General features: G+C 41.2%; 11 protein-coding genes and 1 riboswitch. Of the genes, 3 read left to right on the top strand and 8 right to left on the bottom strand.

From position 1 onward, the window contains the following. Positions 1 to 194: 194 nt before the first annotated feature. Positions 195 to 869, bottom strand: coding sequence for a response regulator (locus DH10bf12_RS17725; protein WP_471736534.1), 675 nt, complete (start codon positions 867 to 869; stop codon positions 195 to 197). 20 nt (positions 870 to 889) lie between these two features. Continuing rightward, positions 890 to 2,032 carry a sensor histidine kinase gene (locus DH10bf12_RS17730; protein WP_471736535.1) on the bottom strand — a complete coding sequence of 381 codons (1,143 nt, stop codon included), beginning with the start codon at positions 2,030 to 2,032 and terminating at the stop codon, positions 890 to 892. Positions 2,033 to 2,360: 328 nt separating this feature from the next. Between DH10bf12_RS17730 and DH10bf12_RS17735 the strand changes: the two genes are divergently transcribed. Both DH10bf12_RS17735 and DH10bf12_RS17740 read left to right on the top strand, forming a co-directional pair. Further along, positions 2,361 to 2,999, top strand: a complete 639-nt coding sequence (locus DH10bf12_RS17735) for a YigZ family protein (protein ID WP_471736536.1) — start codon at positions 2,361 to 2,363, stop codon at positions 2,997 to 2,999. A 120-nt stretch (positions 3,000 to 3,119) separates the two neighbouring features. Beyond that, positions 3,120 to 4,196, top strand: coding sequence for an LCP family protein (locus DH10bf12_RS17740; protein ID WP_471736537.1), 1,077 nt, complete (start codon positions 3,120 to 3,122; stop codon positions 4,194 to 4,196). Between the two features lie 362 nt (positions 4,197 to 4,558). On the opposite strand, the gene DH10bf12_RS17745 is transcribed toward DH10bf12_RS17740, so the two are convergent. Beyond that, complete coding sequence (locus DH10bf12_RS17745; protein ID WP_471736538.1) at positions 4,559 to 5,143, bottom strand: histidine phosphatase family protein; 585 nt, start codon at positions 5,141 to 5,143, stop codon at positions 4,559 to 4,561. 766 nt (positions 5,144 to 5,909) lie between these two features. On the opposite strand from DH10bf12_RS17745, the gene DH10bf12_RS17750 reads away from it, so the two are divergent. Further along, positions 5,910 to 6,416 (top strand): YehS family protein, encoded by a 507-nt coding sequence (locus DH10bf12_RS17750; RefSeq protein ID WP_471736539.1) that lies wholly within the window; start codon positions 5,910 to 5,912, stop codon positions 6,414 to 6,416. Between the two features lie 427 nt (positions 6,417 to 6,843). Next, a riboswitch (cyclic di-GMP riboswitch) is annotated at positions 6,844 to 6,937 on the bottom strand. A gap of 106 nt (positions 6,938 to 7,043) precedes the next feature. Here the strand turns inward: DH10bf12_RS17750 and DH10bf12_RS17755 are convergent. The 5 genes from DH10bf12_RS17755 to DH10bf12_RS17775 form a co-directional block, all read right to left on the bottom strand. Next, positions 7,044 to 8,192, bottom strand: a complete 1,149-nt coding sequence (locus DH10bf12_RS17755; protein WP_471736540.1) for a Gfo/Idh/MocA family protein — start codon at positions 8,190 to 8,192, stop codon at positions 7,044 to 7,046. Between the two features lie 129 nt (positions 8,193 to 8,321). Continuing rightward, a complete protein-coding gene (locus DH10bf12_RS17760) occupies positions 8,322 to 9,134 on the bottom strand; it encodes a glycosyltransferase family 2 protein (RefSeq protein ID WP_471736541.1) in 813 nt (270 codons plus the stop codon). A 71-nt stretch (positions 9,135 to 9,205) separates the two neighbouring features. Beyond that, entirely contained in the window at positions 9,206 to 10,390 is a 1,185-nt protein-coding gene (locus tag DH10bf12_RS17765) for an aminotransferase-like domain-containing protein (protein ID WP_471736542.1), read from the bottom strand. An 88-nt stretch (positions 10,391 to 10,478) separates the two neighbouring features. Beyond that, entirely contained in the window at positions 10,479 to 11,855 is a 1,377-nt protein-coding gene (locus DH10bf12_RS17770; RefSeq protein ID WP_471736543.1) for a YjiH family protein, read from the bottom strand. A 175-nt stretch (positions 11,856 to 12,030) separates the two neighbouring features. Beyond that, complete coding sequence (locus tag DH10bf12_RS17775; RefSeq protein ID WP_471736544.1) at positions 12,031 to 13,230, bottom strand: MFS transporter; 1,200 nt, start codon at positions 13,228 to 13,230, stop codon at positions 12,031 to 12,033. Between the last annotated feature and the right edge of the window lie 61 nt (positions 13,231 to 13,291).

The following is a 13,291-nucleotide window of genomic DNA, read 5'->3' on the forward strand; positions in this document are numbered from 1 at the left end:
ATTAATACATCCGGAAGCCTGATTGATACAACTTCCCTGGTGTATCGCTACATCCTTAAAACGTATTGATACAACTTCCCCGGTGTATCGCTTCAACCTGGAGACTAAAATGGCAGACTCATCGTTCATTCCCGCACAGTCGCCAAAAGAAATTAAAAAAGCCCCGCCAAAAGGCGAAGCTCATCAAACCAAATTTATCGTACCTCAACCCAGCCATTCTTAATTGCCGTAACAACAGCCTGAGTTCGGTCATTCACATTCATTTTCTGCAGAATATTACTTACATGGTTTTTAACTGTTTTCTCTGAGATATACAGCCCTTCACCGATTCCGCGGTTACTTTTACCATCTGCAAGCATTTGAAGCACTTCACACTCTCGCTTTGTGAGCAGATGAAGCGGACGGCGCACTTCTACTTGCTGGAAGTTACCGGTGAATTCAGCTTCTGCAAGACGGCGGAATTCGTTTACCAGGTTAACTGTTACTTTCGGATGCAGATATGAGCCGCCGTCAGCAACTGTTTTAATTGCCTCGATCAGTGCTTCTGAATCCATTTCTTTCAGCATATAGCCAAGCGCACCTGATTTCAGTGCGTGTGATACGTAGTTTTCATCGTCATGGATTGACAGGATGATCACTTTTGCATCTGTATGCTTTTTCACAAGCTGTCCTGTCGCTTCAACGCCATTGACCTCTGGCATATTAATATCCATTAATACAACATCCGGCTGGTGCGTTTCATAAAGTTCGATTGCCTGAGAACCGTCATCGCCTTCTCCTACGATTTCGAATGTGTCTTCAAAATCCAGGATACGCTTAACACCTTCACGGAATAACTGGTGATCATCAATAATTAAAATCTTTGTCATGTTTGGTTCCCCCTCAATCTTTAACTTTTAATTGGTACATTAATACTGATTGTTGTACCTTGTCCGGGCTTTGATTGAACATCCATTTTTCCTGATATCAGTTCAATTCTCTCTTTCATGCCCATCATGCCATATGAACCTTGCTTTTTTTCTGAAGGATCGAAGCCTTTTCCGTCATCTTTAATGATTGCATTCACACAATCAGGACGTATTTCCACTTTTACAGTGACTTCAGTTGCCTGTGCATGCTTTACTGCATTTTGCACAGCCTCCTGGATCAGCCTGAATAGCGAGACTTCGTATTTTGGATCCAGTCTGGATTCTTCCCCAATTTGCTTAAATGATAACTTAGTACCATGACTATATTCTTCGATGGTACTTAAGTATTTTCTGAGGGTAGGAACAAGACCCAGGTCGTCGAGCGCCATTGGTCTAAGGTCGTAAATGATCCTTCTGACCTCTGATAATGCTGAGCGGACCATCTTTTTATAGCTTTTAATTTCGTTAATTGCTTCATCAGTGCCTTTATCCCTGAAAACACGTTCAATTAAATCAGATCTCATCAGTACATTCGCCATCATTTGTGCAGGACCGTCATGTATTTCCCGGGAAAGTCTTTTACGTTCTTCTTCCTGGGCTTCTATGATCTGCATACCGAACATCTGCTTCTGGGCAGCGTCTTCAAGTGCTGCGCCAACTTTTTTCAGATCACTATTTAAATAAGTAAGTACAACTGATATTTGGGTCACCAGATTTTCAGCACGATCAATGGTTTCAACCATACTCTGAAGACGGCGCTCCAGGTCATCGCGTCTCTCACGGAGCTGCTTCTCTTCCTGTCTGTTAACCGAGAGCTTCATCTGAAGGTCGTGTGCCGTTTCATAAGCCTGACGGACCTGTTCTTCAGAAAAGTCCTTAAAGTGATGGCTGACTTCTGCCAGACGCTTTCTTGCAAAACGCGAGCGTCTTTCAAGTTCATCTCCTGTATATATCACGCTTGCAATTTTTTCACGGATTAATGAAAGTTCATTTACAAGCTGATCATATTCGTTACGGGTCTGCTCACCTATTTCAAAAATTTCTGACTTACTCTGATCTACAGTCTCTATCATTTTACCCAGAATTGAATCAAGGATCTGGGTATCTATACTATTAGCGGACACGTGCAGACTCCTTTCTCTCGTATACATGTCTTTACAAAAAATTATACTGTTAAACCAGTAAAATTGAAAGTATTGTGCCAAATAAAGTTTCGCACCGCAACATGTCGAAATTACGCAAAAAAGAAGCTATATTAATATATTTTTTCATCGCCCATTTAATCAACAGGACCTTATCTATTATAACATCATCACTTTGTCGCGATATTAAAGTTGCATTACAATTGGCGCATATGACATTTCACCTTTGTTGCATCTCTGCAAAAAATGACGCAACGTGCAATTTCTTGTTATAATTGTGTAATAAATGCGCGATATGAAGGAGTATTTTATGCTGAAAAAATATTTAACCGTCTCAGGATACAGTGAAAGTGAGATCGTGATTCAAAAATCCCGTTTTATTACCTATACAAAGCGAACAGAGACGGAAGAAGAAGCACAGGCTTTCATCCAGGAAATCAAGAAGAAGCACCCTTCAGCGAACCACAACTGCTCAGCCTATATGATCGGGGAGCATGATTTAATTCAGAAAGCGAATGATGACGGTGAGCCATCAGGTACTGCCGGTGTTCCGATGCTCGAAGTCTTAAAGAAGAAGGGATTAAAAGATACAACAGTAGTCGTTACCCGCTACTTTGGCGGAATCAAGCTTGGCGGCGGCGGTCTGATCCGTGCTTACGGTAAGTCCGTAACGGAAGGATTAAAAGCTGCAGGCGTTGTTGAGAGGTCCCTGAACAGAATTATGATTTCAAAAATGGACTACACGTGGCTTGGAAAAGTAGAGAATGAAGTCCGATCTTCAAAATATCCTTTAAAAGAGATTCAATATTTAGAGGCAGTGGCTGTGGAAACTTATGTAGAAGAAGATGATATTGAAGCATTCACTTCCTGGATGACGGAGCTGACAAATGGTCAAGCTGAAATTGTACAGGGTGAAATGGTCTATCGTGAAGAAATTGTAACCGAATAATCGACAATTGTAATGAAAGTTTCATTTTACGGATAGCGGGAAAACATAGTACAATTAAAATTGCCGTAATTTTTTATACGGAAAACTGGATAACACCCAAGTAAAGGAGCTACGCTGGGTATGGATAGAAAAACCTTTAAAAAGAATAAGAAGAATAAACGCTTAAGAAAGAGGTTTATGCTGATAGGTTTGCCAATCTTTCTGCTACTAGTTTCTGGCGTTGTATATGGTGGGTATTTATATACAAAAGCACAAAATGTTGCAGATGACTCTTTTGAAGAACTAACTGGACGAGAACAATCTGACCTGCGTGAATATGAAGTAGACCCTAATATCGACAATGTGTCAGTTTTATTTTTAGGCGTTGATGGTAGTGAAGCGAGAGAAGAAGCATCAGGTTTTGAGAACGGGACGACCCGAACTGATGCAATTATCTTAGCCACTCTTAATAATGATGATAAATCTATTAAACTAACAAGCATCCCACGAGATACACTAGCTTATATTCCAGAAGTTGGGATAGAGGACAAAATTAATCATGCCCATGCATTTGGTGGGCCGAAAGCTTCTATGGAGGCTGTTGAAGAATTACTTGATGTCCCTGTCGATTACTATGTGCGAATGAATTTTTATGCGTTTATGGATGTAGTAGATGCTCTTGATGGTGTTGAAGTAGATGTACCATTTGATATGGTTGAAATGAACTCTGAAGATGAGAAAGATTCCATTATACTCGAAGAAGGCAGACAGACCGTAAACGGTGAAGAAGCTTTAGCTTTTGTCCGGTCAAGATATCAGGACAGTGATTTAGCACGAGGCGGAAGACAGCAGGAAATAATTGAAGCAATTTTGACTAAAGCGAAATCTGCGGGATCTATTAATCGATATGCCGATGTAATAGACGCTGTAGGAGATAACATGAAAACAAATATGCGCTTTTCAGAAATGAGATCATTTATTTCTTATGCTGCAAATTCAGATTTGAATGTTGATTCACATACACTTCAGGGTGAAGGTGTTTATTATAACAACATTTATTACTATCAGGCTTATGAAGAAGAGCTTGAAGAAGTAAGAGCTGATCTTCAAGATCACCTTGATCTGTCAAGTTTCGCCAGTGAAGAAAACGAATCATCCGGCTTATCAACAGAATCAGATGATGCGGGTGATACTGAAACAAATGATAATAATTGGTAAAACGTCCTTCGGGGCGTTTTTTTTAAACAACGATTAAAATTAGGATTTAAATCGTTAAAATAGTTAGCTTTTAATATAAAACTCATGATTTCTCATGAGTTTCAACTTCAACAATCTTCTGTAAAGCTCTTCTCTCATAAGATTCTTTGCAAACTGAACAAACATGAAGAGTTTAATTTTTTTTTTCTATATGTAGTCAAATTCTCTTCATTCCGTATACAAAAAACACAATACTTCTTAAACAATTTCTACATCAGGCACAATTACCCTTTTTGATGTCATCATGAATAATACTTTATTCTTATTTATTGTAATCTACTTTTTTAACACCCTATGTTAAAAATTAGAATCATATTCTTTAACTATTCAACAATCCAATCTGTTTTCCATAGTCTTTCAACAGCTTGCAAAGAAAAGTTCTTATCAATCGACAGCTTGTAAATATCCGGCTTTGTCGTCTGCAGGCTGAACTCAAACCCATAGCGATTATCAAACCAGCTCATCACACAGGCAAAAATATTTCCGTGAATACCAATCGCAATATTCTTTCCACTATGATCATGAACAATTTCTTTTAAAGCAGCTACTCCACGCTCAATTACCTCATTATTCGTCTCACCTTGAGGAAATTTAAAATCAGGATCTTCAAATACCTTTTTAATCGCAGTAAGCGGATCCTCAAAATGATGATCGCGCGCTGCCAGATCCCGTTCCCTTAATCGTTCATCTATCTTTATCTCCTGTCCAAGCTCCTTTGAAAGCCCTTCCAACGTCTGTCTTGCACGTACATATGGACTGGAATAAATCACATCTATTCCCTCATCCAATAAAACCTCTGTCACCTTTTCAACTGACTTCCAACCCTGCTTAGACAACCCACGAGTCTCCTCAAACTCAAGCGAAAATACCGAATGCGCGTGCCGTACCATATACACCTCAGTGATCATGTAATCTCTCCCTATGTCTGTATTATCTTTAGTTTACTATACTTGGAAGAAGGTTACGACTTTTTGGGACAATACAGCGGGGGCGGAGGTTGACGTGTCAATACAGAATTATTACCCATTTTCATACGCTTACCTCCAGTCCTCCTGCATCAATTCTGATTATGCTTCCTCACAACATAAAACAGCCAGCCTTCTTCTCAAATACTCAGCAAGTGCTATAACGTGGTCTTTACCACACCCGGATGCCGGCCGATTTCAATAGATCCTGTGATAGTTGTCCGGTTCATGATTTCAGTTACAGTGACGCCGAACAGGTTGGCTGCTCGCTTCAGGTCATATTCTTTAGCGAGATTGAAGTTAGAGCCAGTGCCAGAGACGGGCAGTCATTCTTGGAGATTATTGATGTTTCATTTTTTTGCAACCGCTTGTGCTGATTTTAGTTCAGATTCTGTGAACGGTTTTGCCGTGGAAGATAGGTCTTCTTCATTTAACAGCAGAATTTACTATCAAGAATGAATTAATCAGTAAGGTTTCAGTTGCTTTGTTCAATGCTCTATACAATGTCTAAAAATTCAGTTTCACTATAGCACAAATAAGTAAAAATCTTGAATCCGAAATATTCCAATAAAATGTATAATATACTTATAAAATTTTATACTAAATTTTAAATCTACTTAAATGTCATTGTCAGGTATGGTACTCAAATGTACTTCCTGATACAATCAACTAACTATACAAGATGAATCAACTGAAAAGGAGCTTTTTAATGACTAACAATGATATTTTAATCAGATTAAGATATGCCCTGGACCTTAAAAACACTGAAATGGTCGAGATTTTCAAACTCGGTGACCTTGATTTAACTAAAGATGACGTCTTAAAAATTCTTTCAAAGGATCCTTACGAAGATGACGAAAGCGATGAATATTTAGAGACTGAATCTTTTATTAAATGTACAAATTCTATGCTCGAATCTTTTTTAAATGGATTTATTTCTTTCAAAAGAGGGGCCAGACCTGACCAAAAACCTGATAGATCAATTAAGAATCATGCCAGTGTAAACAATGTGTTACTAAAAAAAGTGAAAATTGCTCTGTCCTTAACAAGTGAAGAAATGCTTCATATATTTGAACTGGCAGGACTAAATGTATCAAAAGGCGAGTTGGGAGCCTTACTTAGAAAAGAAGGGCATAAAAACTATCAACCTTGTGGCGATAAATACGCCAGAAATTTTATTAAGGGTCTGACAATCAAGTACCGGGAAATCGATTGAATAGCTTATAAATAGGAACATGTAATCCATTTCTTTATCTATGATTTTAAATAAAAAACACTTGGAAGTGGGTATATTTACCTCTACATTCCAAGTGTTTTCTACTTTTCAGCATATGTCCAACGAGAATACGATCGTTGAACGCCCCTAATTTCCCCATAGTATAAAAATCAATTAGAAAGATGAAGTATATATGGGCTCTAAAACCAATGAATATAGTAACAAATTGACTTAACCCAGTGTCCCAACGACTTTTTGGCAGTTACCTTGCTCGTACAGACTTGCTTGGCTGCTTTTTGTTACAAACAATACATCTTCCATCATACAAGCTGTAACGATGCTTTCCCTTTAGCCGGCAATCTACCCAATAACGCAACTTCATCTACATTCACCCTTTCAGACGTACCTCTCGTCTATCAGAATAAATCCTGGCAGTTCAGCCATCCTGGCAGTTCATATTTAGCTGCTGTAGACCTGTAACTTTGCGTACACAGCTTTCGCTATGCTTGCCTTTTTTGAGAAGTTTTGTATAAATGATTATAACCTGAGGGGACTATTAGAACAATAAATATTATAAATTTAACATATAAATTTTTTACAATTTATGCAGTGGATTTCATTAAACATTCATAGTTGAATACTTACCCATTTTTGATCATATGAGCTCTTTAAAATCGCATCAACAATTTTCATATTATAATGCCCATCCTCAAATGTGGCAAAATAACCCGCTTCACCTGTGTGCTCGACCCCTTTATAAAAAGAAATCATCAAATTCTTCAGGCAGTCCGGCCATCCTTCCTGATGTCCCCCGGGAAAATGGGCATAGGCACCCGCTTTTTCTGATAATAGTGAGGGGTCTTTCATCAGCATTTGATTCGCTTCATCGCGCTTACCGATCCATAATCGGTTTGGCTTTTCCTGATCCCATTCAAATGAACCTTCTGATAAGGAGATGGTAAAATGCAAATTGTTCTTTTTTCCTGCAGTGACCTGTGAAACGTTAAACATCCCTTTCGTTCCACCTTCAAATTGAACAAGTACATTCCCGGCATCTTCAGACTGAATCCTGATCTGCTCATATTGACCGGCTGATTCATTTGAAAACGTGGAGCTGACTCCATTAGCAGGTTTTTTTCTTACTGAATGAAGCGTTGTGAGGTCAGCCATCACCCGCTCAATCCGTTTACCGAGAATATGCTGCATCGTATCACACCAGTGTGAACCAATGTCCGCAATTGCTCTAGACTCACCATTTAAATCTGGATCCATCCGCCAGCTGTAATCAGTATCGTACAGACACCAGTCCTGTAGATAACCGCCTGAAATTAAATGCGGATGCCCAAGTTCTCCAGCTGCAATGCGAACACGTGCCTCCTCAACCATTGGATAATGTCTATAATTAAAACAAACTCCGTGAACAAGTCCTGATTTTTTTGCAATTTGAAGTAACTCTGCTGACTGCTCACTATTAAGAGCCAGCGGTTTTTCAGACAATACATGCTTGCCTGACAAAAGAATCTTTTTATTTAATTCGTAATGCATCACATTCGGTGTACAGTTATGTACGACTTCTATTTCAGGATTAGCCAAAAGTTGATCAACATCATCATATGCAAATGCAAGCCTGTACTCAGCCGCAATCTGCTCAGCCTTTTCCATTGACCTCGACACAATCCCAGCTGCCTCAACCCCTGGCAGCCTTTTCAGCGTTTCCAGATGAGCCATTGCAGAAAAACCTGTGCCGATGACAGCAGCACGAATCAATTTTTTCATTATACAGATCTCCTTTTTATGAATATTCCGATTATTAATTTTAGCATAATTTAGGAAAATCAGCGCATCTCAGGTGTCTGGTCGTATAAATAAAAAAATGCATGTTGAATGTAAATTCAACAAGCATTTTTATTGCCCAACCTTTGATATAGCCGGCATCTTACCATTCCACACAATCTGTGAAGGGGCCTGCCTTAGAATAATATCAGGCTCTTTTAATAGAAGCTTAAAATTTTTCACCGGTAAGAATCCAAGTGAATGCTTAAAACTCAAGCGATCAAGGTAGGTTCTCATACCTTCGAGATTCGCTGACTGATTTTGCCCGCCGGGTGTAAAATCATAAATGACGCCTGCGATTGGTACCCTTTTAACCGAACCGGCCTCAGCTACTCTCAGGAAGAAGTCCCAGTCCCAATAGTTCTTTACCTCCGGATCGAAAAGACCGATCTGTTGATGTAAAATTTTTTTATAAATACAGCCCGACGGTACAAAGGTCGAGAACTTCTTCATTTCAGCCAAGTCATATTGATAAGCAAATAACATTCTTTCAACCGGGACCCTTGATCCATGTAAGAGTTGATATTCAACAATCTCCACATCAGAATAAGCAAGATCATACCCCTGAACTTCCCTGAGCATTGTTTCAATATGTGTAGGCACAATCCAGTCATCATCATCAATCAGCATAATATATTCAGAGACAGCGAGCGAAACTCCGTGATTTCTTGCATGGACATGGAGTACATTTTGCGGCAGATGTTCAATCCGGATGGGCAGAGTGGGAAACTCGTCCAGCAATTCATCTACACATTCTCCCGCATCATTTACAATGATCACTTCATCAGGCTGAACCGTTTGAGTCAGTAAAGAAGTCAATAATTCTCTCAAATACGGCTGCCGGTTATAGGTTGGAATCACGACAGAAACTGACTGAGCTTTCATAGACAGCACCCTTTTAAAATTTTATTTTATCGTATCACTTAACCGGATTACTGTGTAAAAATTTTAAACAGCTACTCTCTTATCACCTCAGCCAGCCTCTTTACCCCTTCAACAATCTCTTCTTCACCAGCAGCACTAAACGACAGCCTTAGCTGCTCAAGTCCCTCTTCCTGCTGAAGGTAAAAATATTTTCCAGGAATGTAAGATACGCCTGCCTCAGTCGCTTTTTCCAAAAGTACGGCGGTATCTGCTCCCGGAATATTGAGCCAGACGAAGTAGCCTCCTTTAGGCTGTGTCCATGTGACATCTTGAGGCATATGTTCTTTGAGCGCGTTCAGCAAAGTGTTGCATTTAGATTGATAAACCCTCTGGAGGTTTGCCAGATGTCCTGTCCAGTCAACGTCCTCAAGAAAAGCAGCCATCGTTGACTGTGCGAATGGATGATCCAGATCTTTTTTAAAACGGAACAGTGTCTGAATCCATTCAGCGTCAGCAGCGATCCATCCTACCCGCATACCTGGTGCAACCACTTTGGAAAGCGAACCGATATAAAACACTCTACCTTCATGATCCATTGATTTTAATGAGCTGACCGGCTGGTCGAAATAGAGTTCTCCGTAAGCATCATCTTCCATAATTAAAAAGTCGTAGGCTGCAGCAAGTTTAAGTAAATGTTCTCTCCGTTCAATCGACAGCGTAGTGCCTGTCGGGTTTTGAAAAGCCGGAATCGTATAAAGTACTTTAGGAAGCGGCTTATTTTCACGCTTTCTTTCAGCCAGCAGGTCTTCGAGTCTCTCTGTGTCCATACCGTTCTGATCTACTGGTACGCTGAGGATCCTGTCAGTATAATTCTGAAAAATTTCAAGCGCCTCCATGTAGGTCGGTGATTCTACAATGATATATGTTTCTTCATCAAGTAAGATACGTGCAATGAGATCAATCGCCTGGCAGGCACCGGACGTGACGAGCAGTTCTTCCTGTTTGATATGTATTTGTCTTTCATTCATGCGGTTAGCCAGCCATGTTTGAAGCTGGTCAATTTTTGGACTGCCTATATAATGAAGCGGCAGATCGCGTTCTTCATTTAGCAGACGTGTGACTGCCTGCTGTATTCCATCTACCGGCACAAGTGACGCATCCGGAAAGCCTGAGCTCAGACGCACACAGCCATCCGGTACTACCGGCATCCATGCACCTGGCGGGTCGTGCTTTACAGCAGATGTGATATCCTGCGAAAAATATTTTGTATAGTCCATACCTGTTCACTCCCTATTTCTATTATGGTCAGTATAACAATGATTCAAAAAGAAATCCGGTGAAGCCTGCAGCTCCTCCGGATACTTTTTAAAAGAATAATAGATGAGCCATTAACGCTGCGATTGGCAGGCTGATAATCGTACGCTGAAGAAATACGACAAACAGCTCCCAAATTGAAATCGGAATTTTTGATTTGACTAAAAGTACGCCGATTTCTGACATGTAGATCAGCTGTGTGAGTGATAATACGCCAATCACAAATCTTGTCAGTTCAGATTCAATACTGCTGCCGATCACTGCCGGCAGGAACATATCTGCAAAGCCCACGATCATTGCAGGTGCTGCCGCCTGTGCTTCAGGAATTCGGAGCAGCTCGAGCAGTGGCACAAACGGGTAAGACAGGTACGTAAATACCGGCGTGAATTCAGCAATGATCAGCGCAAAGGTTCCGATCGCCATCACAAGCGGGATCAGTGCAAACCAGATATCAAGTACATTTACGATTCCTTTTTTCGCTACACCGCGGTAGCTCTTCACCTGATCCGCCTTTTCAACCGCCTTCTCCACACCCCATTTAAAATTTGAAACGCCCTCCGGCACAACCTCTTCAATCTGCTTGCCGACAGGCTCATAATACGTTTCCTTTTTACGCGAAAGCGGTGGAATTCTAGGGCAAATGACAGCCACAATCACACCGGTTACAATCACGGTAAAATAGAACTGAACAAACATACCGTCAATATTTAAAAATCGTGCAATGACTAAGCTGAATGCAATTGAAGCGATCGAAAAGTTCGTCGCAACAACGGATGCTTCACGCTTTGTATAATAGCCTGACTCATACTGCTGCGTTGTAAGCAGCACGCCAACCGTCCCGCTCCCCATCCAGGATGCCAGCGCATCAATCGACGAACGGCCCGGCAATGTAAAAAGCGGCACCATCACTTTTCGCACGATCGTCCCGATAAAATCCATTAACCCAAATTCTAAAAGAAGCGGCATGAATAAACATGCAAACAAGAACCACACCATCAGTACCGGAATCAAGTCATACAGCATGACCTGTCCTGTCACCGGTGACCAGACAAGTTCCGGTCCCACTTCAAATAGCGTTGCAAGTGCAAACAGCGCACCGATGATACGCAGTGACATCCAAAAAGGTGCAACATCAAACAGCAGGGCAACTGCCGGCTGCTGTCTGACCCCACTGAGTGCCGGCAGTTTTATGAACAGACTCCCCAGTGCCGATAACACAAGCACAAACGTCATAAAACCTGGAATATAAGCTGCAATCGCACCCTGCAGACTATCTGCTAAAATGCCAAGTCCAATCGTCACTTTTCCATCAAACTTTACGGGTACAAGAAACAGTAATACCCCAATTAAAGAAGGTAACCAAAACTTCATATATTGCTTTGCAGAATAAGTATTCATTTTTTCAATCCCACTATTTATTCTTTCCATCTCTAATGACCTCACAATCCGCTACTAAGATGTTTTATATATTATCATTTTTATGTATAAAAATACAACGGTTATTTTATAAGGTACAGCGGGAACGGAGTTGAGTGCACCACTTTTAAAATCATTCCAAAAATGAATCACTCAACTCAGTCCACGATGTGTCCCGTATCCCCCCTTAAAATCCTTTCAGCCTTCTCAGCACCAACGCCAGCACCCCAGCTACACCAAGCAGCCCTGCCATCAATAACCATGCAGTCTGAAAGTCCCCGCTCATATCAATCGTCAGGCCGAAAAGTGGCGGTAAAATAATGACGCCTGCTGATCCGATTGTCAGACTGACTCCGCTTGCTGCGCCTGCCTGCTGTCTGGGGGTCAGTTCTGTAGCGATGTTCATCCAAAGTCCATTGAAGCCTGATACGGCAAATCCAAGAATGACGACAACCGCTACTAGCAGAGGAACCGGAATTCCATCTGTTAAAAACGCCATGCCGAGCGCTCCGGTCAAAGCTGTCGCAATGATAATCATTAGAACCGGGAACCTTTTTCCACCAAATAGCGAATCACTGATTGATCCCCAGATAATTCTGCCGAACGAACCACTTGCTTCAGATAATAAAAGCATCGATCCTGCAAGTGCCAGACTGAAAAAGAGTTCATCTGTCACGAAAAATAATAAATATGTATTCACACTCATTTGCGAACCGTTTAAAATCAGCGCAACTAAACTGATCAAAAGTAGTGGTTTATATGTAATAATTCCGAGCATACTCCCTTTAACTGCCGGCTCACTGGCTGTTTTTTCAGCGAGCTGCTCTTTATAAAAGCGAAACGCAATCACGCCGCTTAACATCAGCACCACACAAGCAATGGCCATCGAAACCCGCCATCCGAATGCAACTGCAAGCGGTAAAAGGGCAATCGCTGCAAGGGCTGAACCGAATGTAACGCCCATCTGCTTAATCCCCATCGCTGTTCCTCTTTTAGCCGGAAACCAATAAAGAATGCCGCGATTTGTGACTGGATGCGTCGCGCCGTATCCCATACCTCCAAGCATGATAAAAAACAGCAATATATAAAAGCCTGATGCAAATGAGCCGAGCAGAAAAGCTGTCCCAAGCACAAGACACACGATTAACAGCAATCGCCGCGTTCCGATTTTATCAGTCAGCATCCCTGCTGGAATACTGACCAGCATCTGTCCCAAAAACAAAAATGAAGGCAGCAAGCCTACCTGCGCTTTTGACAGTGTCAGATCTTCTGCAATCAACGGGCCAAGTGGGGCAAGTGACCGCCCAACAAGCGCAACAGCCACCTGCGCCAAAAGCAGCCAGCCGAGCATCTGCCATGCTGTTGAAAGTCCTCTGTGATTCGACATCGTTCTGGCTCCTTTCAGTAACTTGATAATGTTTCCATTATACATGAAGAATACACCTGGA

It is taken from the genome of Jeotgalibacillus sp. 10bf12, assembly GCF_055597105.1.